The sequence below is a fragment of the Neorhizobium sp. IRS_2294 genome, assembly GCF_050500145.1.
In the GTDB taxonomy this organism is placed as follows: Bacteria; Pseudomonadota; Alphaproteobacteria; order Rhizobiales; family Rhizobiaceae; genus Neorhizobium; species Neorhizobium soli.
In genome coordinates this window covers 1,325,047-1,350,987 of the sequence record NZ_CP191439.1, presented here as the reverse complement: position 1 = coordinate 1,350,987, position 25,941 = coordinate 1,325,047, and the positions used below count along the sequence as shown (strand labels likewise).

Sequence of the window (25,941 nt, the reverse complement as noted above, 5' to 3'; positions counted from 1 at the left end):
GCCCTGCGGAGTCGGCCACTGTTGCGCAGTCCCGGGCACCCCTGCCGTTTTTACTCTATCGCCTCGCGCCACGCTGGCTTAGTTTTGGCGCAAACAGACATGATGGTGCGGCGTTTCGCGCGAAGCCACGCCCAACAGACCGACGAGGAAACAAATGACCCGCCTTCTCAACCCGATACTGAAGACGCTTGCTGCCGGTTCGATGCTGGCCGCAACGGCGTTTGCCGTTCCGGCCTTTGCCCTGGATGACCAGCAGAAGAAGGAGATGGGCGAATTCATCCGGGAATATCTTATCCAGAACCCGGAAGTGATGATCGAGGTCCAGAACGCGCTGGAGGCCAAGCAGCAGAACCAGCGCGTCGACCAGTCCACCAAGGCGGTCGCGGCCAACAAGGAGGCGATCTTTGCCTCCCCCACCGACATCACGCTTGGCAATCCGAAGGGCGACGTCACGGTCGTTGAATTCTTCGATTACAATTGCGGCTACTGCAAGCATGCGCTGGCCGACATGGACACCATTCTCAAGAAGGACAAGAACGTCCGCTTCGTGCTGAAGGAATTCCCGATCCTCGGCCCGGACTCGATTGCTGCGCACAAGGTGGCCAATGCGGTGCGTCTGGTCGCCCCGACAAAGTATGCCGAGTTCCACCGCACGCTGCTCGGCAGCCGCGAGCACGCGTCCGAAGAGACCGCGCTCTCTGTCGCCACCGCGCTTGGGATCGACGGAGCAGCACTGCGGAAGTCGATGAAGGACAATCCCAACGACGATCTCGTACGCCAGGCCTATCAGTTGGCCACCGCGATCGGCATCACCGGCACGCCGACTTATGTTGTCGGAGACGAGGCCGTGTTCGGTGCTGTTGGCCTCGATACGATCGAGGAAAAGGTCGCCAATGTGCGCGCTTGCGGAAAGGCCAGCTGCTGACGGTCGAGATTTCGAGCAGGATGCTGCATTCTTGCCCGTTCGCCGGTGGATGCATGGCGTTTAGGCGCGTCAGGGGCTTTCCCTTGCCGTCCCAGCGGTTTATACGTGGCCGCTGAATTCTGGGTGGAACAAATAGTTATCTCGATGAGCAAACCGATTTTCGTCCTCAACGGTCCCAACCTCAACATGTTGGGAAAACGCGAACCTGGCATCTACGGTGGCAAGACCTTGGCCGATGTCGAGCAGGAATGTGCGGCCGTTGCTGCCGAACTCGGACTGACTGTCGAGTTTCGCCAGAGCAATCACGAGGGCGTGCTCATTGATTGGATGCATGAGGCCGGCGAGCGGGCTTCCGCTGTCGCCATCAATGCCGGCGCCTTTACCCATACCTCGATCGCCCTTCACGATGCGATCAAGGCCATTTCCGTACCGGTGGTGGAACTTCATATCTCGAATGTGCATGCGCGGGAGGAATTCCGCCACCATTCCATGATTGCACCGGCCTGCAAGGGCATCATCTGCGGGTTCGGCACGCAGAGCTACGTGCTCGCGCTGCACGCCTTGAAGACCACCATCGCCTGACAACATAACAAAACAGTAGGGTTTGCCATGTCTGAGAAGAAAGCCGGTATCGACAAGGGACTGATCCGCGATCTCGCGAACATCCTCAACGACACCGATCTCACCGAGATCGAAGTTGAGCAGGATGACCTGCGCATCCGTGTTTCGCGCGCAGGCACCCCCCAGTACGTTCAGGCTCCGATTGCAGCCGCTCCGGCGCTTGCCGCCGCTCCTGCCGCAGCAGCACCCGTTGCCGCCGCCGGCCCGGACCTCAAGAACGCGCTCACCGCTCCGATGGTCGGCACTGTCTACCTTGCACCTGCTCCCGGTTCGCGCAACTTCGTTGAAGTCGGCGCGACGGTGAAGGAAGGCCAGACCCTCGTCATCATCGAAGCCATGAAGACGATGAACCAGATCCCCTCGCCGAAGTCCGGCAAGGTTACGGAAATCCTGGTCACAGACGGGCAGCCTGTCGAATATGGCCAGCCGCTCGTCATCATCGAGTAAGGCGATCTCATGATCTCGAAAATCCTCATAGCCAACCGCGGCGAGATTGCACTTCGCGTCCTTCGCGCCTGCAAGGAACTCGGCATCGCGACCGTCGCCGTTCACTCGACGGCCGATTCGGATGCGATGCATGTGCGCCTCGCCGACGAGAGCGTCTGCATCGGCCCGCCGCCTTCGCGTGACAGCTATCTCAACATCCACCAGATTGTTGCCGCCTGCGAGATCACCGGTGCCGACGCCGTTCATCCCGGTTACGGCTTCCTGTCCGAGAACGCCAAGTTCGCGGATATCTTGGAAGCGCACGGCATCACCTTTATCGGACCGACCGCCGAGCATATCCGGCTGATGGGCGACAAGATCACTGCCAAGAAGACGGCAGTGGAGCTTGGCATTCCGGTCGTTCCGGGTTCGCCCGGCGAAGTTCTGCCTGAGAACGCGCTCGAAATTGCCCGCGAAATCGGTTTCCCGGTGCTGATCAAGGCGACCGCCGGCGGCGGTGGCCGCGGCATGAAGGTGGCAAAGACCGAGGCCGAGCTCGAGGAGGCCGTGTCCACGGCCCGTTCCGAAGCGCTCGCAGCTTTCGGCAACGATGCCGTCTACATGGAAAAGTATCTCGGCAAGCCGCGGCATATCGAGATCCAGGTCGTCGGTGATGGCGAAGGCAATGCCATTCATCTGGGTGAACGCGACTGCTCGCTGCAGCGCCGCCACCAGAAGGTCTGGGAAGAAGCCAACTCGCCGGCACTCGATGTCGAACAGCGCATGAAGATCGGCCAGATCTGCGCCGACGCCATGAAGAAGATGAAGTATCGCGGCGCCGGTACGGTCGAATTCCTCTACGAAAACGGCGAGTTCTATTTCATAGAAATGAACACCCGTCTTCAGGTCGAGCATCCGATCACCGAAGCGATCACCAATATCGACCTGGTGCACGAGCAGATCCGCGTTGCCTCCGGAAACGGCCTGTCCGTGACGCAGGAAGAGATCCAGTTCCAGGGCCATGCGATCGAGTGCCGCATCAATGCCGAGGATCCACGGACCTTCGTTCCGTCGCCCGGTACGATCACGCATTTCCACGCTCCCGGCGGTCTTGGCGTTCGCGTCGATTCGGGTGCCTATGCCGGCTACAAGATCCCGCCTTACTATGACAGCCTCATCGGCAAGCTTATCGTTCATGGACGCACCCGCGCCGAATGCATGATGCGCCTTCGCCGCGTGCTGGATGAGTTCGTCGTGGATGGTATCAAGACCACGCTTCCCCTCTTCCAGGAACTGGTGGACAATCCGGATATCTTGAGCGGCAATTACGATATTCACTGGCTGGAAAACCATCTGGCCGGCGACAAGTCTCACTAGACGCTACCTACCGGATCAACACGATCCGTTAGCGGTTCATAAGATGCTGTCGACCATTCCGCGCCAGATGAGGCGCGGAATGCGATGGCCGGATCAAGGAGACCGATGGCAGGGCGTCGTGGCAAATATTACCCGGCAATAACCCCGGAAATTCTGTTGCGAGCCTATTCCATCGGGCTTTTCCCGATGGCGGAAGCCGCCGATGATCCTGAGATATTCTGGGTCGATCCCGAGATGCGGGGCATCCTGCCGCTCGACGCTTTCCACGTCTCCAAGAGCCTGCAGAAAACGGTCCGCAAAAAGCCTTTCGACATCCGTTTCGACACAGACTTCGAGGGCGTCATCGCGCTCTGCGCGCAACCGGCCGATGACCGGCCGAGTACCTGGATCAACGAGACGATCCGCAAACTCTACCGCGAACTCCACCACATGGGCCATGCCCATAGTGTCGAGGCTTACGATGGCGATGAACTCGTCGGCGGGCTTTACGGCGTTTCGCTTGGCGCTGCTTTCTTCGGCGAGAGCATGTTTTCGCGCCGAACCGACGCGTCCAAGATCTGCCTCGTGCATCTGGTGGAACGGATGAAGGCCAAGGGGTTCGTGCTGCTTGATACGCAGTTCACGACAGAACACCTGAAGACCTTCGGGGCGATCGACGTTCCGAAGGATGACTATCTCAAGCTGCTGCATGCGGCAGTCAACTCGCCGCATCTCGAATTTTGATCTGTCCGGAAATCGTTGATTTCAATTGGTCGCGCGGGCGGGTGCCGGCACGTCGGAAGTCTGCTTGCAGCCTGTCAGCCAGACGTCATAGATTGGGTGCTCGACGGCGTTGAGGCCGGGGCTGTCCGCAAACATCCAGCCGGTGAAGATGCGGCGGATCTTGCGGTCGAGTGTGATCTCGTCGACTTCGATAAACCCGTCGATCTTTTGGGCTTCCGTTTCGTCTCGGGAATAGCAGACCTTCGGCGTCACCTGAAGCGCGCCATACTGCACCGTCTCGTTGAGATAGACGTCGAATGTGGTGATGCGGCCGGTGATCTTGTCGATGCCGTTGAAGACGGCGACGGGATTTTCGATCCGTGCAGCCGAGGCACTTCCCCCTGCCAGAACCGAGACGACGGCAAGAACGGCGCCAATCGATCGTGTACGTGGGGAAAGCTTGGTACGTGTCATTATTGGTCCCGTCTCGAAAAGGCGTCCTGGGAATGCCCGATCGAGGACTAGTTGTGGAATATGGCTAAAACAGGTGCCAGTCAGGCTCAGTTGCCGGGCGTCCAGGCGTCATAGTCGCCGGTGACGCGAGGACGTTCACCATTGGCCGACAGAGAACCCTGAGGCCGGTATGCAAGCGGCGATCCGGTGAGGTTCGGCTTGTGCGACTTCTGCCATTCGCGCGCCTTGTAATCCTCCTGCGACGGAGGCGTATCGGTGCGGTAATGCATCCAGCCGTGCCAGCCTGGCGGGATCGCGGAGGCTTCGGCGTAATCCTTGTAGATCACCCAGCGCTTCGGCTTACCCCAGGAGGTCATCGGGCCTTCGAAATAGACGTTGCCCAACTCATCGTCGCCCACCTTCTTGCCATGGCGCCAGGTGAAGAAACGCGTGCCCATGGTTTGGCCGTTCCACCAGGTGAAGATCTGCAGCAGGAGATTTTTCATGGGCTTGTCCATAGGATTGGCAAACAGGTGACCAGTCGAACTGGCTCCACCGCTTATGCCGCCAGACAGAGGTGATGTCCAGCATTTCCGAGATGTAGACCTCTATTTGAACTTCATCTTGAAGCCCGCATGGCTCTTGGCAAAACCCAACCGCTCGTAGAAGCGATGGGCATCCGTGCGCGCCGCATTGGAGGTCAGTTGCACGAGGCGGCAGTCGCGCCGCTTTGCCTCTTCGATCGCGTAACCGATCATCTGCGCGCCGATCCCCTTCCCGCGCATGTCGGGTCTCGTCTGCACGGCTTCGATGATCATCGACAGCGAGCCGCGGCCGGTCAGCGTTCGGTTGAAGAGGATCTGGAATGTGCCGACCACGTCCCCGTCCCGCTCGGCAACGAAAAGCTGCTCGTTCTGGGAGGCATCGATCATGTTGAAGGCCCGCAGGTAATCGTCGTAGGCGTCTGCATCGGTCGTATCGCCGTGACCACCGACGTCGTCAGCAGCGAACATTGCGATCAGTTGGGAGAGGTCCGATTCGCGAGCCCTGCGAATGATGATGCCGTCCATGCTACCCTCCCTGATCCGACCCGTCTAAAGCGACTGGAGCCGCTTTTCCATGATGATCGCCGGCAGGCCGGAATTCGGCGCACCCCATTCCTCCATACGATCGACCTCGGCAAAGCCGAGACGCTGGTAGAACGAGGCGGCACGCACATTCGGCAGCGACACCTCGACCCGCATGATTTCCGCATCCGGGAAGCAGGTCTCGATTTCGGCAAACAGATCTCGACCGATGCCGTCATTCTGGCAGGCCGGCGCGACGTAGAGCTGATGCAGCATCACCGTCTTTGCCATTTTCGGGTAGACGGCAGCGTAAGCGATGCCGCCGATCTTGCTTCCATCGTCGGCGACGAGAAACTCGCCATCCTTCTTGATCAGCCGCGTGCGGATGGCGACCGGCGAATGCCAGTTGCGCACCATCTTCTCGACGGCGTCTGCGCCATAGAACGGATCGTAGGACTGATGAAACGTCTCGGCGAGAAGGACGCGGATCTTTTCCACGTCCTCGTCGCCCGCCGTGCGAATGAAATAGACCAACAGGTTAGTCCTCGATGCCCAGCTTGGCCTTGACCAGAGCCTGTACGGCCTGCGGATTTGCCTTGCCGCCGGTCGACTTCATCACCTGTCCCACGAACCAGCCGGCAAGCGTCGGCTTGGCCAGCACCTTGGCGACCTGATCGGGGTTGGCGGCAATGATGTCGTCCACCGCTTTTTCGATGGCGCCGGTATCGGTGACCTGCTTCATACCGCGGCTCTCGACGATGTCAGCCGGATCGCCACCCTCGGAGAAGACGATCTCGAACAGGTCCTTGGCGATCTTGCCGGAGATGACTTCCGACTTGATCAGATCGATGATGCCACCGAGCTGGGCTGGGGAAACCGGAGTCTCTTCAATGCCTTTGCCCGCTTTGTTCAAGGCGCCCAGCAAGTCGTTGATGACCCAGTTGGCCGCCATCTTGCCGTCGCGGCCTTCAGCCACGGCTTCGTAGTAATCGGCGATCGCCTTCTCGGACACCAGAACCGAGGCGTCATAGATCGAAAGTCCGAGCTCGGCCACGAAGCGGGCCTTCTTGTCGTCGGGCAGTTCGGGCAGGTCCTTGGCAAGCTCTGCGACGAACGCGTCGTCGAAGACGAGCGGCAGCAGGTCCGGATCCGGGAAATAGCGATAGTCGTGCGCGTCTTCCTTGGAGCGCATCGAACGGGTTTCGCCCTTGCCCGGATCGAAGAGACGGGTCTCTTGATCGATCGAGCCGCCGTCCTCGAGGATGGCGATCTGGCGACGGGCTTCGTATTCGATCGACTGGCCGATGAAGCGGATCGAGTTGACGTTCTTGATTTCGCAGCGCGTGCCGAAACCTTCGCCCGGACGACGCACGGAGACGTTGACGTCGGCGCGCATGGAGCCCTCGTCCATGTTGCCGTCGCAGGTGCCGAGATAGCGCACGATCGAGCGCAGCTTCGTCATGTAGGCCTTTGCCTCGTCGGACGAACGCATGTCGGGCTTCGACACGATCTCCATCAGCGCCACGCCGGACCGGTTGAGATCCACATAGGACATGGTCGGATGCTGGTCGTGCATCGACTTGCCGGCATCCTGTTCCAGATGCAGGCGTTCGATGCCGATCTCGATATCCTCGAACTGGCCCTGGCGGTCGGGGCCGAGCGAGATCACGATCTGGCCTTCGCCGACGATCGGATCCTTGAACTGCGAGATCTGGTAGCCCTGCGGAAGGTCAGGATAGAAATAGTTCTTGCGGTCGAAGATCGAACGGTTGTTGATCTGCGCCTTCAGGCCAAGGCCTGTGCGGACAGCCTGGCGGACGCATTCCTCGTTAATCACGGGAAGCATGCCGGGCATTGCCGCATCGACCAGCGAGACGTTGGCATTGGCAGGCTTACCGAACTCGGTCGAAGCGCCGGAGAACAGTTTTGAATTGGAGAGAACCTGGGCGTGCACCTCCATGCCGATGATCACTTCCCAATCGCCAGTGGCGCCGGGAATGAAGCGTTTCGGATCGGGCGTGCGGACGTCAACTAGGGTCATCTTATGCTCGTTCGGGCTTAGTTTCGAAGTGCTTTGTGGGTAGAGCAAATGTTGGCGAGGTGCAAGCGCAGGCCAAGGCTTGCCGGGTGAAACATCTGATACCGCCGAGGATGAATCTTAACCGGAGCGCGGTTAGCTGGGGTTCATGACCCTCAACATTGCGCTGACACTTCTCGTTCTCTGCATCCTCTTCAACGCAGTCGTCTTTTCCATCTACTGGATCGACAAGCGGGCCGCCAGGAATGGACGCTGGCGGGTCAGCGAAACCACCCTCCTCCTGCTCGCATTTGCCGGCGGAAGTCTCGGTGCTGTGGCGGCCCAGCGCATGTTGCGTCACAAGACGCACAAGGAGCCGTTCAGGACCATCCTTGCCGCCATCGTCACGCTACATATCTGCGTGAGCATCGTGCTGATCCTTGCGGTGTCCGGAATGCTCGCATCGATCTGGACGCTGCTCGTCGGCGTTTAAAAATTCGGCCCGTAGGTGCCCGGATCGTCGGATACGAGTTGCTTGGACAGTCCCATGGACTGGATGTCGCGGTCGATCTTCGGCTGATAGGCGCTCGAAAGCCAATGGACGCTGTATCCCTGCTTTTCGAAGAAACCGACTGCCCCGTCGTTCTGCGCATGGGTCTCGACCCGCGCCTTATCGAACCCGCGACGAACGATATCGGCCTCGATATCGGCGAGCAGCGCCTTTCCGAGCCCCTGCCCCTCAAACTGCGGGTCGATCCAGAAGTCGGTGATCAGGTCGTCGCGATTCTCGCAGGCAGCCCAACCGGCGACCGTGCCGTGGGCCTCGATCACCAAGATTGTCAGCCAGGACGAGGAAACGAAGTCGCGAAATGCGGAAAGCGCACTTTCGCGCATGCTGCTTGGATCGCCAACGGCGCCCATCGCTTTTTCCCAGCTGAGCAAGCCGATCTGAACTAGCGCGGCTTCGTCGTCCTGGCGTGCGTTGCGAATGACGGCCATGGCGTCCCCTGTCTCAGGAACAGTAGATCATCGGCGTGCGATTCGGGCTAGAACCGCATTTGGCGGGGCAGAGGCCGGATAGCCGACCTGCCGCTACCACCATTTCGCAGGTGTGAACTTGCCTGCTGCCTGTTCGATCACATGCGCCGTGCGGAACAGGGTTTCCTCGTCGAACGGCTTGCCGATCAGCTGCAGGCCAAGCGGCAGGCCCTTCTTGTCGAGACCCGCCGGTACTGCAATGCCGGGGAGGCCTGCCATGTTGACCGTCACGGTGAAGATGTCGTTCAGGTACATCGCGACCGGATCGGCAGCGAGGGCCTCATCGGCGATGCCGAAGGCAGACGACGGTGTCGCTGGTGTCAGGATCGCATCGACGCCGGCATGGAAGCAGAGTTCGAAATCGCGCTTGATCAGCGTGCGGACCTTTTGCGCCTGCAGGTAATAGGCGTCGTAGTAACCGGCCGACAAGACGTAGGTGCCGATCATGATGCGGCGCTTGACCTCGGTGCCAAAACCGGCCGCGCGGGTCTTTTCGTACATGTCGGAAATGTCCTTGCCGTCGACGCGCAGGCCGTAGCGAACGCCATCATAGCGGGCAAGATTGGACGAAGCTTCGGCGGGCGCCACGATGTAATAGGCGGGCAACGCGTATTTCGTGTGCGGCAGCGAGATATCGACGATCTCGGCACCGGCATCCTTCAGGAAGGCAATGCCCTTCTGCCACAGGGCCTCGATGTCTTCAGGCATGCCGTCGACGCGGTATTCCTTCGGAATGCCGATCTTCATGCCCTTGACCGACTGGCCGAGCGCTTTCTCGTAATCCGGAATAGGCAGATCGACCGAGGTCGTGTCCTTGAGGTCGACGCTTGCCATCGACTTCAGCATGATCGCGGCATCACGCACGTTGCGTGCAATGGGGCCGGCCTGATCGAGCGAAGATGCAAACGCGACAGTGCCCCAGCGCGAGCAGCGGCCATAGGTGGGCTTGATGCCGACGGTGCCGGTAAAGGCGGCCGGCTGGCGGATCGAGCCGCCGGTATCGGTCGCAGTCGCACCGGCGCAGAGATGCGCGGCAACGGCAGCGGCTGAACCGCCCGAGGAGCCGCCCGGAACCAGCTGAGTGTTCGAACCTTCGGCTTTCCAGGGATTGACCACCGGTCCGTAATGCGAGGTCTCGTTGGAGGAGCCCATGGCGAACTCGTCCATGTTGAGCTTGCCGAGCATGACGGCGCCGTCATCCCACAGGTTCTGAGTGACGGTCGATTCGTATTCGGGCTTGAACCCGTCGAGTATATGGCTGCAGGCCTGGGTGTGGACGCCCTTGGTGGCAAACAGATCCTTGATGCCGAGCGGAATACCTTCGAGCGCCCCAACTTGACCCGAAGCGCGACGGGCATCGGAGGCCTTCGCCATCTCCAGCGCCATCTCGGGCGTAACGGTGATGTAGGCGTTAAGGACGGAATTTGCAGCGTCGATGGCGCCGAGATAGGCGTTCGTCAGATCGACGGAAGTGAATTCCTTCGATGCCAGTTTGTCGCGGGCTTCGGCAATGGTCAGGCTGGTCAGGTCGGTCATGATTTTTCGTGCTCTCGAAAGGCTAAAACGGGTCGGCGGCGCTTGGGCTAAAGCGGCTTATTCGACGACCTTCGGCACCTGGAAGAAATTGCGGTCGGTTGCGGGCGCATTGGCGACGATATCGTCTGCCTTGTTGCCGTCGGTGACGACGTCGGCGCGCAACCGCATTTCCATCGGCATCACCGAGGTCATAGGCTCGACGCCTGTAACGTCGACTTCCGAGAGTTGTTCGACGAAATCGATGATCCCGTTCAATTCGCCAACCATGCGATTGGCCTCATCCTCCGTAACCGCAATACGGGCGAGGCGCGCGACGCGCTTGACGGTGGCGAGATCGACGGACATGGCAGGGCTCCGGTGGTAAAATTCACCTTCGCTATAATGGCCATGCCCGTCCTTCGCAACAGGCAGGGCGCCGGTTTCCTGGCGCGCCTTAACTGAAATGCCCGTTCAGCAGGTCAGCGTCACGCCGACGCCCGGCACCTCGACGGCGGTGCGGCTGCCTTCCATGCCCTTGACGAACTTGTCGGGTGTCTGCTCGATCATCGGGAACGTGCCGTAGTGGCAGGGAATGGCGTGCTTGAAATCGAAGAAGCGCTGGCAGGCAACGGCTGCGACAGCACCGCCCATGGTGAAGCGGTCGCCGATCGGCACGATGCCGATATCCGGCTGGTGCAACTCGTTGATCAGGCCCATGTCGGTAAAGATATCCGTATCACCCATGTGCAGAACCGACATCTCGTCGTCGAAATGCAGCATCAGTCCGTTCGCGGAACCGAGCGAGTGGGACACGCCGAGCTCGTCGATCTGGCCGGACGAATGGAGCGCCTGGGTGAAGGTCGCGGTGAAGGCCTCGAAGCCGACTGTGCCACCGGTATTGCCCATCTCGAGCTTCTCGACGCCTTTTCCACCCAGCCAGGATGCGAGATCGGCGTTGGCAAGAACGATGGCGCCCTTTTCCTTGGCGATCGCGACCGTATCACCGACATGGTCGCCATGACCGTGGGTGAGAAGGATATGCGTGACACCTTCGGTCACGTCTTTCAGATCCTGGCCGGCAAAGGTCGGGCTATGGGTCAGGAACGGGTCGATCAGGATCTTTGCCTTTGCCGTTTCGATGCGGAAGGCGGCATGGCCGAGCCAGGTAATTTTCATGGGGAAGTGTCCTTGAGGATGGCAAAAAGAGAGGTGATGACACCAAATCAAAATTCATAGATGGAACTTCGAAAGGGAGGTTTCGAAGCACCGAAAGCGGATGAGACTCTGAACTCAGTTGTCTCACCTCACACCTCATCAAATAACGCGGCGCTTTCACATTTCAAAGGTCTAGGACGATGATTGCGCGAGCAGCGGCGGTATCGGAATTGACACACAGGCGGCGCCACGTTGCCACGGACTTGCCACTGGGTTAAGCGGTCGCATCCCGATATGATCGTCGCATGCTCGCTGCGATTGCGTCACATCCGAACCCCTAAGGAAACCGACATGGCCGACGACGATTATATTTATGACGAGGCTACCGGCGAATGGCTGTCTGCAGCCGATGCGGCTGCGAAGGCTTCCGCTGCATCCGAGGTGCGTGACTCAGCCGGCAATATTCTTGCCGATGGCGATGCAGTCACTCTCATCAAGGATCTCAAGGTGAAGGGTGCCGGTCAGACGCTGAAACAGGGCACCGTCATCCGCTCAATCCGTCTCACCGACAATCCGGAAGAGATCGATTGCCGGCACGATGCGATCAAGGGCCTCGTGCTGCGCACCGAATTCGTGCGCAAGAAAACCTAAGGTCAGCATATGGCAATCCTGACCATAGAAGAGCTCGCCACGACACTTGCGCCCGGCAAGGCAGTTGCAGGGCTCGATCTCGGTACCAAAACCATCGGGCTTGCGATGTCCGATCTCGGCCGGCGGTTCGCCACGCCCCGCACCGTCATCAAGCGCGTCAAGTTCACCAAGGATGCGGAGGTTCTGCTGGCGTTCGCGGAGAAGGAGAAGGTCTCAGCCTTCATTCTCGGGATGCCGATGAACATGGATGGTTCCGCCGGGCCGCGGGCTCAGGCGACCCGCGCCTTTGTGCGAGCGATGTCGGACAAGACTGCCATTCCTTTCGTCTTCTGGGACGAAAGACTATCGACGGTCGCGGCTGAACGGGCACTTCTGGAGATGGATGTTTCGCGGGCCAAGCGCGCCGAACGTATCGATTCGGCGGCCGCGAGCTTCATTCTTCAGGGAGCCTTGGACAGGCTTTCGTCCCTTGCCAGAGAAACCGGCAACGACGTCCCCACCTGACGGCTACGCCACCAGGCTGCAATCTGCTTGCGCTTGCGGAAGGCGATGATGGCGAAAACGACAAGACTGTCGAATGCGATTGCGCGGGCAACCAGCGGCGGGATGGTCTCGGGCGGAATTCCGAGGACGTCGCCGTAGACCTGAAAGACCAGATCATGGGTCTGACGGGTCAGCATGAAGAAGCCGAAGCTCATGTCGTAATAGGAAAGCCCGTACCAGCTGCCCAGCAAAAGCACGGGCCCTGCCCACAAGATCAAGAGCAACTTCATGCGGTTTCGCCTTCTGGTTCCGCTGGAGACAGGTCCAGCGTTACGACCCATCTCGACAGCGCCATCAGGCTGAGAACCAGAGCAGGAATGGCAATGTCGAGCGCCAGCACTGCAAAGATCGTCGTCATGACGATCAGCAATGCGATGCTCGTTGTGGAAGTTGCATTCTTGCCCATGGACGGCCGCGATTTGGTTAAGAAATCATTAATCAGAGATTTAGGCCGCATGGCGAAAGCTGCAATTCAAAACGCCAAACATGGTTAATTTCCAGAGCGTCGCTGTGGAGAAAGTCTGCTGCTCAGCCGTAGATGGCGCGAACCAGGCGGCGGACGGAAGACGCTACCTTTTCCCAATCTTTCTCGGACTTTAACGGTATGCCGGCGAACTGGCCGCTGACGGCAGACGAGACGACCAGATGCTGGATGGCGGCAAACAGGATGGCGTTCGTGGTCGCGACATCAACACCCTTCGGGGGTGTGAGCGAGCCGCGCATCTTGTCCAGCCACTTTGAGAGAGCCTTGGTGCGTGATTCGGTCAGACGCCGCACCTGTGGCGTATCCTGCGAGACTTCCCAGGCGACGATCTTGCAGACGAGCGGATCCTCGCGCAGCGCATCCATGAAATAGATGGCGAGCTTTTCCATCAGGTCGCCGTAGGTCAGAAGAAACATGCCGCCGGTATCTTCGGGAATGCGATCCTTGACCCAGTTGCCGAGATCGGCTCCGATCGCGTCGATGAGGCCGTTCAGCCCGCCGTAATAGCGATAGATCAGCTGCTTGTCGCAGCCGGCGCGCCGTGCGACCGCATTGACGCCGAAGCCTTGAAACCCTTCCTCGGCCAGCAGCGTGCGGGCAGCAATGAAGATCGCCCGCTCCGTCCCGGCCCGGTTGCGCGGACGTATGGCCTGAGCTGATGCAGCACCGGTCTCGGTATTCGTCTCGGCTATCTGAAGCATCGCCCGCCTGTCTCGCAACTCTTTGTTAACTGTTGCGATACCCCGTCGTTTCCCATCATCGCAAGCGCCACACGGACGCCGTGCACAGGATAGAAGACCGAAACTGGCGCATGCTGCGTTACACAAGAGATAAGTGGGGACGCGGCTGTGCACGCCCTGGCCCCACAGGCAGTCTTCGTCTCGCCTGGCGGTGACTTCCTCTTACGCCGCCGGCGGGTAGAGAAGATCGACGATGTAGCGGGCGTCGAAGCGGGCATCGAGCATGCCATAGGTCGAGCGCCAGCCGCCGGCGAGACGGGTTTCGAGGAAGGCATCGGCGATCTTGCCGGCACCGAGGCGCGCAAGCTCTGCTGCACCGGCCGCCAGCGCCAGCTGTTCGATCAGAAGCCTCGCAGCACCCTCGTCGCGCTCGCACAGCGCCATCGCGGCACGCAAGACTTCCACGGTCTTCTTGCCGGAAGCGCCGAGGTCCCGCTCAAAGCCGGCCAGAACCGTGTCGAACAGATCGCGTCCTCGCGACAGCACGCGCAGAACGTCGAGCGCCATGACGCTGCCCGAGCCTTCCCAGATCGCGTTGACCGGCGCCTCGCGGTAATGCCGGGCAATCGGACGCTCCTCGACATAGCCATTGCCGCCCAGGCACTCCATTGCCTCGGCGATCAGCGATGGCGCGATCTTGCAGTTCCAGTATTTGATGACTGGCGTCATGACGCGGGCATAGGCCGCATCGCCGGGGTTGCCGCGGGCGCGATCGAACGCGTCGGCCAGCCGGAACGACAGCGCCGTTGCAGCCGCGACATCCAGCGCCATATCGGCGAGCACGCGCGTCATCAGCGGCTGATCGATCAGGTTCTTGCCGAACACGGCACGACCGCGGGTATGATGGACCGCTTCGGCCAGCGACGCGCGCATCATGCCGGCAGACGCGACAGCACAATCGAGACGGGTCAGAGTCACCATATCGAGAATGGTGCGGATGCCGCCGCCAGACTCTCCGAGCAGATAGCCGAAGGCGTCGGTGAACTCGACTTCGGACGATGCATTGGAGCGGTTGCCGAGCTTGTCCTTCAGCCGCTGGAAATTCAAGCCATTGGCCGAACCGTCCTCAAGAAGCCGCGGCACGAGGAAACAGCCGATTCCCTCATTTGTCTTTGCCAGCATGATAAAGCCGTCGCTCATCGGCGCCGACATGAACCACTTGTGGCCGGAAAGGCGGTAGATCCCCTCGCCCACACGCTCGGCGGTAGACCGGTTGGCGCGCACGTCGGTGCCGCCCTGCTTTTCGGTCATGCCCATGCCGACCGTGATGGCGGACTTCTGCATGGCCGGACGATTGGTCGAATCGTATTTGCGCGACAGGACTTTCGGCGCCCATTCCTTGTGAACGCGTGGCGAGGCCATCATCGCCGCAATCGAAGCGCTCGTCATCGTCAGCGGGCACAGATGGCCGCATTCCAGCTGGGCGGACAGATAAAAGCGCGTGGCGCGAACCTTGTGTTCGTGGGCACGCTGCTCCGGAATGGTCTCCCAGATCGACGAATGCAGGCCGCTTTGCATCGAGCGGCGCATCAGGGCATGCCAGGCAGGATGGAACTCGACCGTGTCCTGCCGCTCGCCGCGCGGACCGTGGGTGCGCAGTTTGGGCGGATTTTCGTTCGCCATCCGCGCCAGTTCCTGGGCTTCCGGAGAGGTCACGTAATTGCCGAGCTGGTCGTATTCGTCGCGGATCGCGCGGTTCAGATCGCCGGTCAGGTCGACCACAAGGGGATCGGAGCGGTAGGCATTGATTCCCGACCAGGGCTTCGGCTGGTTCAGTTCGCCAAATTTTTCTTCATCGCGCGACATGTCGTTCATGGGCCGGTTCTAGCGGAAGTTAAAGGGCGTGGGAACGGTAGCGCAGAAGGAATTCGACGGTTCTTCACAAAAGCTGACGGCTGGCGCATAGTCCATACTGGCACAGAGCGAAGACGAAAGTTGCAATCATGAGTTTGCGAAAATTCAGCGTCACGCTACCGCAATATCTGGCAGATGCAATCGTGAGCCGTGTCGAAACCGGCCAATACGCCTCAACCGATGAGGCAATGCAGGCCGCAGTCGACGCACTTCTGCGGGAAGACGACGAACAGGATGAGCGTCTCGCGGCGATCCGCAACCGCGTCAAAAAATCGCTGGACGATCCGCGACCCAGTATCAGCGGTGCTGAGGCTCGTGCCCATCTCGACAAGCTTTACACCTCGCATAAGGGATGACGCCAATGAAGCGTCTGCCGGTGCAATACAGGCCGGACGCTCTCGACGACATCGACGCAATCTTTCTCTTCATTCTCGAGACAAGCCAGAGTTTTCAAACGGCTCGGCAATTCACCGACCGGCTTCTGGCGCGTTGCGACAGGATAGGCAACGCACCGTCGGGCGGCGCGCCAAGGCCAGACCTCGGTCCCGGCATTCGCATTGTCCCCTTCGAGCATCATGCCGTCATCCTCTACCGCGAGGTAGAAACAGCCGTCGACATCGTCAATGTCTTCTATCGCGGCCGGGATTACCGGGCGATCATGACGAACAAGCCGTAGATAACCTCCCATCCCGCTTGCGGCCTTTCCCCCCAGACCTTATAGACCGCCGAACGCAAGCGGAGACGCCCCCTATGGTCTTCTTTCCCCACCGCCATCTCCTTGGCATCAAGGGTCTCACCCGGCAGGACATTACGACGCTTCTCGACAAGGCCGACGAGGCCGTGCAAATTTCCCGTCAGCGGGAAAAGAAGACGTCCACGCTTCGGGGCCTCACCCAGATCAATCTCTTTTTCGAAGCCTCGACGCGCACACAGTCGTCGTTCGAGCTTGCCGGCAAACGGCTCGGCGCCGACGTGATGAACATGTCCGTCAGCAATTCGTCGGTGAAGAAGGGCGAAACGCTGATCGATACGGCGATGACGCTGAACGCCATGCACCCGGACGTGCTGGTTCTCAGGCATTCCTCGGCCGGTGCCGCCGCCCTGCTTGCTCAGAAGGTGACCTGCTCGGTGGTCAATGCCGGCGATGGCCAGCACGAACATCCGACGCAGGCGCTGCTCGACGCTTTGACCATCCGCCGCGCCAAGGGCAAGCTGTCGGGCATCATCGTCGCCATCTGCGGCGACGTTTTGCATTCGCGGGTCGCCCGTTCCAATATAATTCTTTTGAATGCCATGGGCGCCCGCGTCCGGGTCGTCGCGCCATCGACGCTTCTTCCGTCAGGCATCCGCGACATGAGCGTCGAGGTCTTCCACTCGATGGAAGAAGGTTTGCGGGATGCGGATGTGGTAATGATGCTGCGGCTGCAGCGCGAGCGCATGGCCGGCTCCTTCGTGCCGTCGGTGCGCGAATACTTCCACTTCTACGGTCTCGATGCGGAAAAGCTGAAAGGCGCCAAGGGTGATGCGCTGGTCATGCATCCGGGTCCGATGAACCGCGGCGTCGAGATCGCTTCCGATGTGGCCGACGGTCCGCAGAGCGTCATCGAGCAGCAGGTCGAAATGGGCGTCGCCGTCCGCATGGCGGTCATGGAAACGCTCCTGACCTCCAATCAGGGAGAGCGCGCATGAGCACGACCATGTCCAATGGCACCGTTCTCAGGAACCTGCGCATCATCGATCCCTCGCGCAATCTCGACGAAACCGGTACGATCATCATCGGAGCCGACGGTCGCATCCTTGCGGCCGGAAAGGATGCCCAGAACCAGGGTACGCCCGACGGCACCACGGTCCGCGACTGCCAGGGCCTTGTCGCAACGCCCGGGCTTGTTGATGCGCGCGTCTATGTTGGCGAGCCGGGTGCGGAACATCGTGAGACGATCTCGTCGGCCAGCCGCGCCGCTGCTGCCGGTGGCGTCACCTCGTTCATCATGATGCCGGATACCGATCCTGTTCTCGACGATATCGCGCTGGTCGAATTCGTTCAGAAGACGGCGCGTGACAAGGCGATCGTCAATGTCCACACTGCCGCAGCGCTCACCAAAGGGCTTGCCGGCAAGGAGATGACCGAGTTCGGCCTGCTGCAGCAGGCCGGCGCCGTCGCGTTCACCAATGGTCGTCACGGCCTGTCCGATTCGCTGCTGCTGCGCCGTGCGATGACCTATGCGCGCGAGTTCGATGCGGTCATCTCGCTCGAACTGCGCGAGAAATATCTCGGCAACGGCGTCATGAACGAGGGCCTGTTCGCCTCCTGGCTCGGCCTGTCGGGCGTGCCGAAGGAAGCGGAAATCATTCCGCTGGAGCGCGATCTGCGGATTGCCGGCCTGACCCGCGCCAAATACCACGCGGCAAAAATCTCCGTGGCGGAATCGGCCGAAGCCATGCGGACTGCCCGCGCACGCGGTGCCAACGTCACCTGCGGCGTGTCGATCAACCATCTGTCGCTCAATGAAAACGACATCGGCGAATATCGCAGCTTCTTCAAGCTGTCGCCGCCGCTGCGGTCCGAAGACGACCGGATCGCCATGGTCGAGGCGCTCGCCGACGGCAGCATCGATATTATCGTGTCCTCGCATGATCCGCAGGATGTCGATACCAAGCGTCTTCCCTTCGCCGATGCCGCCGATGGCGCGATCGGGCTTGAAACCATGCTGTCTGCAGCCCTTCGCCTGCATCATGACGGGCGCGTGCCGCTGATGCGGCTGATTTCCGCGATGTCGACCCGCCCGGCCGAGATCTTCGGTCTCGATGCCGGTACGCTGAGACCGGGCGCAAAAGCCGATATCACGCTGATCGATCTCGACGAACCTTGGATCGTCGCCAAGGATATGCTTCTGTCGCGCTCGAAAAACACGCCGTTCGAGGACGCGCGCTTTTCCGGCCGCGCCGTCGCAACCTATGTCGGCGGGAAATGCGTCTATAAACTGGGATAGAGATGGGGCGGGCCAACCCTTCGCGCGCTTGCGCGAATGGGTTGGAACGGGGGCAACCCGACTAGGGGCTTTGGGGCAAACACATGATAACCGACCTTCTTACCTGGCAGATCACGCTGCCGATCGCAGCCGGCGCGCTTGTGCTCGGCTATCTCCTGGGCTCGATCCCGTTCGGCCTGCTTCTCACCCGCGCCGCCGGTCTCGGCGATATCCGCTCGATCGGTTCCGGCAATATCGGGGCGACCAACGTGCTTCGCACCGGAAATAAGAAGCTCGCCGCCGGCACGCTTCTGCTCGATGCCTTGAAGGCGACGGTCGCAGCCCTGATCGGCTGGTACGCCTTCGGGCCGGAAGCTGGCCTTATCGCGGGATTTGCCGCCTTCATGGGTCACCTCTATCCGGTCTGGCTCGGCTTCAAGGGTGGCAAGGGTGTCGCGACCTATATCGGCACGCTGCTGGGGGTTGCTCCGCTCATGGTTCTGGTGTTTGCCGCGGTCTGGCTTTCGGTTGCCAAGCTCAGCAAGTACTCATCGCTGTCCGCCCTGGTTGCAACCCTTGTCATTCCGGTTGTGCTGTGGTTCATACAGGAACCAAAGATTGCTGCCGTCATGGCTCTCATGACGATCATCTCCTTTATCAAGCACAAGACGAATATCGAGCGGTTGATTGCCGGCACCGAAAGCAAGATCGGCCAAAAGGGCTAGTCCCTTAAAGGACTGATCATGCCGGATAGCAGCGCAAGACGGATAGGAATTGCGCTCACCGAACGGCAGAAGATCGCCTGGCTGCGGTTGATCCGCTCCGACAATGTCGGCCCGGCGACATTCCGGGATCTCATCAATCATTGCGGCTCGGCGGAAAATGCGCTGGCCATGTTGCCGGAGCTGTCAGCGCGCGGCGGATCGACACGGGCAATCCGCATCGCCAGTGCCAGTGAGGCCGAACGCGAGCTGGAGATCGCACGCCGCCAGGGCGCACAGTTCATCGGCATCGGTGAACCCGACTACCCTCCCGCGTTGCGACAGATCGAGGCAGCGCCGCCGCTCGTTGCGGCAAAGGGCGATCTCTCCACCGCCACCCGCCCCTCGGTCGGCATTGTCGGCTCGCGCAACGCCTCAATCGCCGGGGCGAAGTTTGCGGCGGCGATTGCCAGAGATTGCGGCCGCGCCGGTTATGCGATCACTTCAGGACTTGCTCGCGGCATCGATGCGGCGTCGCACCGCGCCAGTCTCGATACCGGCACGATCGCGGTTCTGGCCGGCGGCCTCGACCGTCCCTATCCGCCGGAAAACGTCGCCCTGCTCGATGAGATCACCGCCGGCAGGGGCCTTGCCGTTTCAGAGATGCCATTCGGGTGGGAGCCCCGGGCGCGTGATTTCCCCCGTCGCAACCGGCTTATCGCTGGAATTTCGCTGGGCCTTGTTGTTGTCGAAGCGGCTGAGCGTTCAGGTTCGCTGATCACCGCAAGGCTTGCTGCCGATTTCGGCCGGCTGGTGTTTGCCGTCCCCGGCTCGCCACTCGATCCGCGCTGCCACGGTACGAACGGACTTCTCAAGCAGGGCGCCATCGTCACGACCGGCGCTTCGGATGTGCTGGACGCGTTGGCGCCGCTGTCCGATCTCGATAGATTTCAAAATACCGTCATCGAAGAGCCCGGCAGAGGCAGCACACTCCTGCCGCCCGATGACGACGACAGGACGCGCATCATTTCGGCGCTCAGTCCGACACCGGTCGATATCGACGATATCATCCGGCATACGGGTGTTGCCGCGGCCAGTGTCTATCTTATTCTGCTGGAACTCGATCTTGCCGGTCGGCTGCACCGGCACCCGGGCGGCATGGTCTCACTTGCTATGGAAGACTGATCGCGGTCGTCGCCCGGCCTGCACGTCGCCAGCCTCGACATAGGCCATCTCGATGAGGTAGCACAGCATATCAGCCCCCTCGCTGAGCGCGACCTGCCGCAACTCTGCCAGCATCTGCCGGATGTAGGCGATGTTGCGCGAATTCTCGTCGCCCCGTCCGTCCTTGTCACCGTGAGAGACCATTTCACATCCTGTCAAATAGGGCGCGACACCGCCTAATATAACTATTCGTCACCTTATCAGCGCAGCTTAGAGATGTTTATTTAAGATTGCAACTAATTGCACATCACTCTCAGGTTGTAGTTCGTTGTATCCTACTAATTAACGATGACCTCTTGACCCCGGGACAAACGCCCGCCATGTCGGGAGACCAGATTTCCGCCTGGATCGTTACGAGACCGGGCAAAGCTCTATTGCAGAGAAACAAGATGAATGTAGTCATTGTAGAATCTCCAGCCAAAGCCAAGACCATCAACAAGTATCTTGGCTCGGGTTACAAGGTTCTCGCCTCTTTCGGCCACGTACGCGACCTTCCTGCCAAGGACGGGTCGGTTTTGCCTGACCAGGACTTCGAGATGCTCTGGGAAGTCGACAGCGCATCCCAGAAGCGGATGAAGGATATTGCCGACGCCGTGAAGGGTTCGGACGCCGTTTATCTCGCGACCGACCCGGATCGCGAGGGTGAAGCGATTTCCTGGCATGTCCTCGACCTCTTGAAGAAGAAGAAGGTGATCGGCGATAAGCTGGTGAAGCGCGTCGTATTCAACGCCATCACCAAGAAGGCGGTTCTCGATGCGATGGCCAACCCGCGCGATATCGACGTGCCGCTGGTAGACGCGTATCTCGCCCGCCGCGCGCTCGACTATCTCGTCGGCTTCAACCTGTCTCCGGTCCTGTGGCGCAAGCTTCCGGGTGCCCGTTCTGCCGGCCGTGTGCAGTCGGTCGCGCTTCGCCTCGTCTGCGACCGCGAAACCGAGATCGAGCGCTTCGTTTCGGAAGAATACTGGAATATCTCTGCGCTTCTGAAGACACCGCGAGGCGATGAGTTCCTGGCCAAGCTGGTGCAGGCCGACGGCAAGCGTCTGCAGGGCAAATCGATCACGAACGGCGAGGAAGCCGGCCGCCTGAAGACGCTGCTCGATGGCGCTGCCTATAGCGTCGAGACGGTCGAAGCAAAGCCGGTCAAGCGCAATCCCGGCCCGCCGTTCACCACCTCAAGCCTCCAGCAGGCCGCGTCGTCCAACATCGGCTTCGGCGCCTCGCGCACGATGCAGGTCGCGCAGAAGCTGTATGAAGGTATCGATATCGGTGGCGAGACTGTCGGTCTCATTACCTATATGCGTACCGATGGCGTGCAGATGGCACCCGAAGCGATCGACCAGGCGCGCCGTGCCATCGTCGACCAGTTCGGCGAACGTTACATGCCCGAAAAGCCGCGCTTCTACTCCACCAAGGCGAAGAACGCGCAGGAAGCCCACGAAGCGATCCGTCCGACCGACTTCAACCGCACGCCGGACAAGGTTCGCCAGTATCTCGATGCCGATCAGGCGCGTCTTTACGAGCTGATCTGGAAGCGCGGCATTGCCAGCCAGATGGCATCTGCTGAAATGGAACGCACCACCGTCGAGATCTCGGCGACAAACGGTGCCGAGAAGGCTGGCCTTAGGGCCGTCGGTTCGGTCGTGCGTTTCGACGGCTTCCTCGGCGCCTATGTGGACCGCCGCGAAGAGGATGACAAAAGCGAGGACGACGACGAAGACGGTCGTCTGCCCGAGATCAACGCTCGCGAAAAGCTCGACAAGAACAAGGTCAACTCGAGCCAGCATTTCACCGAGCCGCCGCCGCGCTATTCGGAAGCATCGCTGATCAAGAAGATGGAAGAGCTCGGCATCGGCCGTCCTTCCACCTATGCCGCGACGCTGAAGACGCTGTCCGATCGCGAATACGTGATCATGGACAAGCGCAAGCTGATCCCGCATTCCAAGGGACGGCTGGTCACGGCGTTCCTCGAGAACTTCTTTACGAAATACGTCGAATACGATTTCACGGCCGATCTCGAAGAGAAGCTCGACAGGATCTCGGCTGGCGAACTGGACTGGAAGCAGGTTCTGCGGGAGTTCTGGCAGGACTTCTTCGGCCAGATCGAAGACACCAAGGAACTGCGCGTCACCAACGTGCTGGATGCTTTGAACGAAGCGCTGGCACCGCTGGTCTTCCCGAAGCGGGAAGACGGTTCGGATCCGCGTATCTGCCAGGTCTGCGGCACCGGCAACCTGTCGCTGAAGCTCGGCAAGTACGGCGCATTCGTCGGCTGCTCGAACTATCCGGAGTGCAACTTCACCCGTCAGTTGTCGTCCGAAGGCGGCGCGGATGCGGAAGCTTCCGGCCTCAACGAACCGAAGGAACTTGGGACCGATCCGATGACCGGCGAGCAGCTGACGCTGCGGTCGGGTCGTTTCGGACCTTATATCCAGCGCGGCGACGGCAAGGAAGCCAAGCGTTCCTCGCTGCCCAAGGGCTGGCTGCCTGACGATATCGACCACGAAAAGGCGCTGGCACTGATCAACCTGCCGCGCGACGTGGGCAAGCATCCGGAATCGGGCAAGATGATTTCGGCAGGTCTTGGCCGCTACGGGCCGTTCCTGCTGCATGACGGTGGCTATGCGAACCTGGAAACGATCGAGGACGTGTTCTCGATCGGTCTCAACCGCGCCGTCACCGTGATTGCCGAGAAAAAGGAAAAAGGCCCCGGCGGACGCGGTCGTGGCACACCGGCAGCGCTCAAGGACCTTGGCGCGCATCCGGACGGCGGCGCGATCACCGTGCGCGACGGCAAATACGGGCCTTACGTCAACTGGGCCAAGGTCAATGCCACGCTGCCGAAGGGCATGGACCCGCAGTCGGTAACGATGGAACAGGCGATGGCGCTGATCATCGAAAAGGGCGGCAAGGCATCGTCGGGCAAGGCCAAGGCGAAAGCGCCTGCCAAGAAGGCCACAGCAAAAAAGGCTGCTGCCAAGACAGAGGCGGACGCAACGACCGAGACCGCCACAAAGAAGTCGCCTGCCAAGGCTAAGACCGCAGCCAAGAAGGTGCCTGCCAAGAAGGCACCTGCCAAAAAGACAACCGCATCGAAGGCGAAGAAGACGGACACGTGAGAGAACCGAACGAGCGATCCAATCGCCAGCAGAAACGCGCCGCGAAGGCTGACCGTGGCGACAGCCAGTCGGCGAGCAGACCGGTAATTGTCCAGGGTGCGGTTCCTCCGCGCGATGTGCTGCTCCAGTTCATCGCTGACAATCCCGACAAGGGCTCGAAACGGGAGATTTCCAAGGCTTTCGGCCTGAAAGGCGATACGCGGATCGAGCTCAAGGATCTGCTGCATTCGCTCGAGGAAGACGGTCTTCTCACCAAGAACCGCAAGTCGCTCTCGCGTCCGGGCGCCCTGCCCCCGGTCACCGTGCTCGACATCACCACCCGCGACAAGGATGGCGAACTGATCGGCCGGCCGACGGAATGGCCGGAGGATCTGGGTGCTGCCCCTGCCGTGCTCATCCGTCAGTCGCATGACAGCCGCGGAAAGGGCAAGGCGCCGGCCGCGGGTCTCAACGATCGCATTCTGGCAAAGATCTTCCCGAACAAGGACCGCTCAGGTCCGGCCTATACAGCCCGCGTCATCAAGGTCATCGACAAGCGCCGCGGCGCGGCCCTCGGCGTCGTCCAGAGACTGGCTGACGGCGAAATGCGTCTTCTGCCGACCGAGAGGCGCGGCGAGGAAATGGTGATCGAACCCGAGGACATCGGGGACGCCAAGGACGGCGACCTGGTCGAGTCGGAAGTCGTGCGCAACGGCCGGTTCGGCCTGCCGCGCGCCCGCGTCCTCAACATTGTCGGCTCTGTCGGTTCCGAAAAGGCGATCTCGATGATCGCCATCTATTCGCACGGCATTCCACACATCTTCCCGAACGAGGTGATGGAAGAAGCGCAAGCTGCAAAGCCGGCCAGCATGTCGAAGCGCGAAGACTGGCGCGACGTGCCGCTCCTGACAATCGATCCCGCCGACGCCAAGGATCACGACGACGCTGTTTATGCCGAGCCAGACACCTCGCCCGACAATCCGGGCGGCGTCATCGTCACCGTCGCGATCGCCGATGTCTCCTGGTATGTCCGCACCGGCAAGCCGCTCGACCGCGAAGCGCAGAAGCGCGGCAATTCCGTCTACTTCCCCGACCGCGTCGTACCGATGCTGCCGGAACGCATTTCCAACGATCTCTGCTCGCTGCGCGAGGGCGAAGACCGGCCCGCACTTGCCGTGCGCATGATCTTTTCAAAGGAAGGCCGCAAGGCCGGCCATACGTTCCACCGCATTATGATGAAGAGTGCGGCCAAGCTCTCCTACCAGCAGGCTCAGGCCGCCATCAACGGCGAGACCGACGACAAGACCGGTCCGTTGCTAGAACCTGTCCTGAAGCCGCTGTGGGACGCCTACCGGATCATGACGATCGGCCGCGACCGTCGACAGCCGCTCGAACTCGATATGCCCGAGCGCAAGATCATGCTGAAGCCGGATGGCACGGTGGATCGTGTGATTGTGCCAGAGAGGCTCGACGCGCATCGGCTCATCGAAGAGATGATGATCCAGGCAAACGTCTGCGCCGCCGAGACGCTCGAGAAGAAGAAGCAGTCGCTGATCTACCGGATCCATGACGGCCCCTCGCTTGCCAAGCAGGAGACGCTGCGGGAGTTCCTGAACACGCTCGGCATTTCGATGGCTCGCGGCGGCCAGATGCGCTCCAACTCGTTCAACGGCATCCTGTCGCAGGCACAGGGCACGCCGCACGAGATCATGGTCAACGAGATGGTGCTGCGCTCCCAGAGCCAGGCGGTCTACAGCCCCGACAATATCGGCCATTTTGGCCTCAACCTGATGAAATACGCGCATTTCACCTCGCCGATCCGGCGCTATGCGGATTTGATCGTGCATCGCGCGCTGGTCGGGTCGCTCGGCCTCGGCGAAGGTGGAATCACGCCGGGCGAGGAAGCCCAGCTCGAAGATATCGCGGCAGAGATCTCCACCTTCGAGCGCCGCGCCATGGCCGCCGAACGCGACACGGTAAACCGTCTTGTCGCGCACCACCTCTCGACGAAGATCGGCGAGGAGTTCCAGGGCCGCGTGTCCGGCGTGACCAAGGCAGGCCTGTTCGTGGCCCTGCCGACCTATGGCGCCGATGGTTTCGTGCCGGTGTCAACGATCGGCGACGATTACTATATCTATGACGAGGCGCATCAGGCGCTAACAGGCGAACGTTCCGGGCTCGGCTACCAGATCGGCGATACCGTCGATGTGAAGCTGAAGGCGGCAGTTCCGCTTGCCGGTGCGCTTCAGTTTGAAATGCTGAGCGAAGGCAAGAAGCTGCCGGGCGGCGCCCGCTCGTTCCACAAGTCTGCGCGACGAGACAAATCTGGCGGACGGCCCAAAAAGCCAGGTACGCGCCCCTTCCGTGGCGGCAGGAGATAG

General features: G+C 60.7%; 31 protein-coding genes. 17 read left to right on the top strand and 14 right to left on the bottom strand.

Annotated features, from left to right (window positions below):
* Positions 1-154: 154 nt before the first annotated feature.
* The 5 genes from ACQY1K_RS06460 to aat all read left to right on the top strand — a co-directional run bounded on the left by ACQY1K_RS06460 (position 155) and on the right by aat (position 4,072).
* Entirely contained in the window at positions 155-925 is a 771-nt protein-coding gene (locus ACQY1K_RS06460; RefSeq protein ID WP_062580069.1) for a DsbA family protein, read from the top strand.
* Positions 926-1,069: 144 nt separating this feature from the next.
* Positions 1,070-1,507 (top strand): type II 3-dehydroquinate dehydratase, encoded by a 438-nt coding sequence (gene aroQ / locus ACQY1K_RS06455; RefSeq protein ID WP_062580067.1) that lies wholly within the window; start codon positions 1,070-1,072, stop codon positions 1,505-1,507.
* A gap of 27 nt (positions 1,508-1,534) precedes the next feature.
* Positions 1,535-1,993 carry an acetyl-CoA carboxylase biotin carboxyl carrier protein gene (accB, locus tag ACQY1K_RS06450; protein ID WP_113111008.1) on the top strand — a complete coding sequence of 153 codons (459 nt, stop codon included), beginning with the start codon at positions 1,535-1,537 and terminating at the stop codon, positions 1,991-1,993.
* 9 nt (positions 1,994-2,002) lie between these two features.
* Positions 2,003-3,349, top strand: a complete 1,347-nt coding sequence (gene accC / locus ACQY1K_RS06445; protein ID WP_062580065.1) for an acetyl-CoA carboxylase biotin carboxylase subunit — start codon at positions 2,003-2,005, stop codon at positions 3,347-3,349.
* Between the two features lie 105 nt (positions 3,350-3,454).
* Positions 3,455-4,072, top strand: a complete 618-nt coding sequence (gene aat, locus ACQY1K_RS06440; RefSeq protein WP_092662023.1) for a leucyl/phenylalanyl-tRNA--protein transferase — start codon at positions 3,455-3,457, stop codon at positions 4,070-4,072.
* A 21-nt stretch (positions 4,073-4,093) separates the two neighbouring features.
* Here aat and ACQY1K_RS06435 read toward each other — a convergent pair whose 3' ends face one another.
* The 5 genes from ACQY1K_RS06435 to gatB all read right to left on the bottom strand — a co-directional run bounded on the left by ACQY1K_RS06435 (position 4,094) and on the right by gatB (position 7,612).
* Positions 4,094-4,525 (bottom strand): DUF2155 domain-containing protein, encoded by a 432-nt coding sequence (locus ACQY1K_RS06435; protein WP_113111011.1) that lies wholly within the window; start codon positions 4,523-4,525, stop codon positions 4,094-4,096.
* Between the two features lie 86 nt (positions 4,526-4,611).
* Positions 4,612-5,010 carry an NADH:ubiquinone oxidoreductase subunit NDUFA12 gene (locus tag ACQY1K_RS06430; protein ID WP_062454718.1) on the bottom strand — a complete coding sequence of 133 codons (399 nt, stop codon included), beginning with the start codon at positions 5,008-5,010 and terminating at the stop codon, positions 4,612-4,614.
* 102 nt (positions 5,011-5,112) lie between these two features.
* Entirely contained in the window at positions 5,113-5,574 is a 462-nt protein-coding gene (locus tag ACQY1K_RS06425; RefSeq protein WP_174196004.1) for a GNAT family N-acetyltransferase, read from the bottom strand.
* Between the two features lie 24 nt (positions 5,575-5,598).
* On the bottom strand, positions 5,599-6,105 hold the full coding sequence (locus ACQY1K_RS06420; protein WP_062453192.1) for a GNAT family N-acetyltransferase: 507 nt from the start codon (positions 6,103-6,105) through the stop codon (positions 5,599-5,601).
* Positions 6,106-6,109: 4 nt separating this feature from the next.
* Positions 6,110-7,612 (bottom strand): Asp-tRNA(Asn)/Glu-tRNA(Gln) amidotransferase subunit GatB, encoded by a 1,503-nt coding sequence (gene gatB, locus ACQY1K_RS06415; protein ID WP_062453193.1) that lies wholly within the window; start codon positions 7,610-7,612, stop codon positions 6,110-6,112.
* Between the two features lie 145 nt (positions 7,613-7,757).
* On the opposite strand from gatB, the gene ACQY1K_RS06410 reads away from it, so the two are divergent.
* Positions 7,758-8,081 carry a DUF1294 domain-containing protein gene (locus tag ACQY1K_RS06410; protein WP_430258552.1) on the top strand — a complete coding sequence of 108 codons (324 nt, stop codon included), beginning with the start codon at positions 7,758-7,760 and terminating at the stop codon, positions 8,079-8,081.
* Here ACQY1K_RS06410 and ACQY1K_RS06405 read toward each other — a convergent pair.
* The 4 genes from ACQY1K_RS06405 to ACQY1K_RS06390 form a co-directional block, all read right to left on the bottom strand.
* The gene (locus ACQY1K_RS06405) at positions 8,078-8,587 is read right to left on the bottom strand and encodes an N-acetyltransferase family protein (RefSeq protein ID WP_430258551.1); all 510 of its coding nucleotides are present in this window, start codon (positions 8,585-8,587) and stop codon (positions 8,078-8,080) included. The genes ACQY1K_RS06410 and ACQY1K_RS06405 overlap by 4 nt on opposite strands.
* 93 nt (positions 8,588-8,680) lie before the next feature.
* On the bottom strand, positions 8,681-10,162 hold the full coding sequence (gatA, locus tag ACQY1K_RS06400) for an Asp-tRNA(Asn)/Glu-tRNA(Gln) amidotransferase subunit GatA (protein ID WP_430258550.1): 1,482 nt from the start codon (positions 10,160-10,162) through the stop codon (positions 8,681-8,683).
* A gap of 57 nt (positions 10,163-10,219) precedes the next feature.
* Positions 10,220-10,507, bottom strand: a complete 288-nt coding sequence (gene gatC / locus ACQY1K_RS06395) for an Asp-tRNA(Asn)/Glu-tRNA(Gln) amidotransferase subunit GatC (protein ID WP_430258549.1) — start codon at positions 10,505-10,507, stop codon at positions 10,220-10,222.
* Positions 10,508-10,612: 105 nt separating this feature from the next.
* The gene (locus ACQY1K_RS06390; RefSeq protein ID WP_430258548.1) at positions 10,613-11,317 is read right to left on the bottom strand and encodes a metal-dependent hydrolase; all 705 of its coding nucleotides are present in this window, start codon (positions 11,315-11,317) and stop codon (positions 10,613-10,615) included.
* A gap of 330 nt (positions 11,318-11,647) precedes the next feature.
* On the opposite strand from ACQY1K_RS06390, the gene ACQY1K_RS06385 reads away from it, so the two are divergent.
* Both ACQY1K_RS06385 and ruvX read left to right on the top strand, forming a co-directional pair.
* Positions 11,648-11,947, top strand: coding sequence for an alkylphosphonate utilization protein (locus ACQY1K_RS06385; protein WP_062453199.1), 300 nt, complete (start codon positions 11,648-11,650; stop codon positions 11,945-11,947).
* Between the two features lie 9 nt (positions 11,948-11,956).
* On the top strand, positions 11,957-12,451 hold the full coding sequence (gene ruvX / locus ACQY1K_RS06380; protein ID WP_430240685.1) for a Holliday junction resolvase RuvX: 495 nt from the start codon (positions 11,957-11,959) through the stop codon (positions 12,449-12,451).
* Here ruvX and ACQY1K_RS06375 read toward each other — a convergent pair.
* Both ACQY1K_RS06375 and ACQY1K_RS06370 read right to left on the bottom strand, forming a co-directional pair.
* Entirely contained in the window at positions 12,388-12,720 is a 333-nt protein-coding gene (locus ACQY1K_RS06375; protein ID WP_062453201.1) for a DUF6105 family protein, read from the bottom strand. The two genes, ruvX and ACQY1K_RS06375, sit on opposite strands and share 64 nt — an antisense overlap.
* On the bottom strand, positions 12,717-12,896 hold the full coding sequence (locus ACQY1K_RS06370; RefSeq protein ID WP_062453202.1) for a hypothetical protein: 180 nt from the start codon (positions 12,894-12,896) through the stop codon (positions 12,717-12,719). The genes ACQY1K_RS06375 and ACQY1K_RS06370 overlap by 4 nt, the downstream gene beginning before the upstream one ends.
* On the opposite strand from ACQY1K_RS06370, the gene ACQY1K_RS06365 reads away from it, so the two are divergent.
* Positions 12,847-12,984 (top strand): hypothetical protein, encoded by a 138-nt coding sequence (locus ACQY1K_RS06365; RefSeq protein ID WP_430259062.1) that lies wholly within the window; start codon positions 12,847-12,849, stop codon positions 12,982-12,984. The two genes, ACQY1K_RS06370 and ACQY1K_RS06365, sit on opposite strands and share 50 nt — an antisense overlap.
* Positions 12,985-13,018: 34 nt before the next feature.
* On the opposite strand, the gene ACQY1K_RS06360 is transcribed toward ACQY1K_RS06365, so the two are convergent.
* Entirely contained in the window at positions 13,019-13,675 is a 657-nt protein-coding gene (locus ACQY1K_RS06360; RefSeq protein ID WP_092662014.1) for a TetR/AcrR family transcriptional regulator, read from the bottom strand.
* 201 nt (positions 13,676-13,876) lie between these two features.
* Positions 13,877-15,529, bottom strand: a complete 1,653-nt coding sequence (locus ACQY1K_RS06355) for an acyl-CoA dehydrogenase family protein (protein WP_092662012.1) — start codon at positions 15,527-15,529, stop codon at positions 13,877-13,879.
* Between the two features lie 128 nt (positions 15,530-15,657).
* Between ACQY1K_RS06355 and ACQY1K_RS06350 the strand changes: the two genes are divergently transcribed.
* The 6 genes from ACQY1K_RS06350 (at position 15,658) to dprA (ending at position 20,423) form a co-directional block, all read left to right on the top strand.
* A complete protein-coding gene (locus tag ACQY1K_RS06350; protein WP_430258547.1) occupies positions 15,658-15,924 on the top strand; it encodes a ribbon-helix-helix domain-containing protein in 267 nt (88 codons plus the stop codon).
* A 5-nt stretch (positions 15,925-15,929) separates the two neighbouring features.
* Positions 15,930-16,244: a type II toxin-antitoxin system RelE/ParE family toxin gene (locus ACQY1K_RS06345; RefSeq protein ID WP_430258546.1), complete on the top strand. Its 315-nt coding sequence runs from the start codon at positions 15,930-15,932 to the stop codon at positions 16,242-16,244.
* Between the two features lie 74 nt (positions 16,245-16,318).
* The gene (locus ACQY1K_RS06340) at positions 16,319-17,257 is read left to right on the top strand and encodes an aspartate carbamoyltransferase catalytic subunit (RefSeq protein ID WP_430258545.1); all 939 of its coding nucleotides are present in this window, start codon (positions 16,319-16,321) and stop codon (positions 17,255-17,257) included.
* 8 nt (positions 17,258-17,265) lie between these two features.
* Entirely contained in the window at positions 17,266-18,558 is a 1,293-nt protein-coding gene (locus tag ACQY1K_RS06335; protein ID WP_430258936.1) for a dihydroorotase, read from the top strand.
* 83 nt (positions 18,559-18,641) lie between these two features.
* Complete coding sequence (plsY, locus tag ACQY1K_RS06330) at positions 18,642-19,262, top strand: glycerol-3-phosphate 1-O-acyltransferase PlsY (RefSeq protein ID WP_430258544.1); 621 nt, start codon at positions 18,642-18,644, stop codon at positions 19,260-19,262.
* Positions 19,263-19,280: 18 nt separating this feature from the next.
* Positions 19,281-20,423 (top strand): DNA-processing protein DprA, encoded by a 1,143-nt coding sequence (gene dprA / locus ACQY1K_RS06325; RefSeq protein WP_430256421.1) that lies wholly within the window; start codon positions 19,281-19,283, stop codon positions 20,421-20,423.
* Here the strand turns inward: dprA and ACQY1K_RS06320 are convergent.
* Positions 20,403-20,606: a hypothetical protein gene (locus ACQY1K_RS06320; protein WP_062453210.1), complete on the bottom strand. Its 204-nt coding sequence runs from the start codon at positions 20,604-20,606 to the stop codon at positions 20,403-20,405. The genes dprA and ACQY1K_RS06320 overlap by 21 nt on opposite strands.
* Positions 20,607-20,851: 245 nt before the next feature.
* Between ACQY1K_RS06320 and topA the strand changes: the two genes are divergently transcribed.
* The gene (topA, locus tag ACQY1K_RS06315) at positions 20,852-23,581 is read left to right on the top strand and encodes a type I DNA topoisomerase (protein ID WP_430258543.1); all 2,730 of its coding nucleotides are present in this window, start codon (positions 20,852-20,854) and stop codon (positions 23,579-23,581) included.
* Positions 23,578-25,941: a ribonuclease R gene (rnr, locus tag ACQY1K_RS06310; protein WP_430258542.1), complete on the top strand. Its 2,364-nt coding sequence runs from the start codon at positions 23,578-23,580 to the stop codon at positions 25,939-25,941. The genes topA and rnr overlap by 4 nt, the downstream gene beginning before the upstream one ends.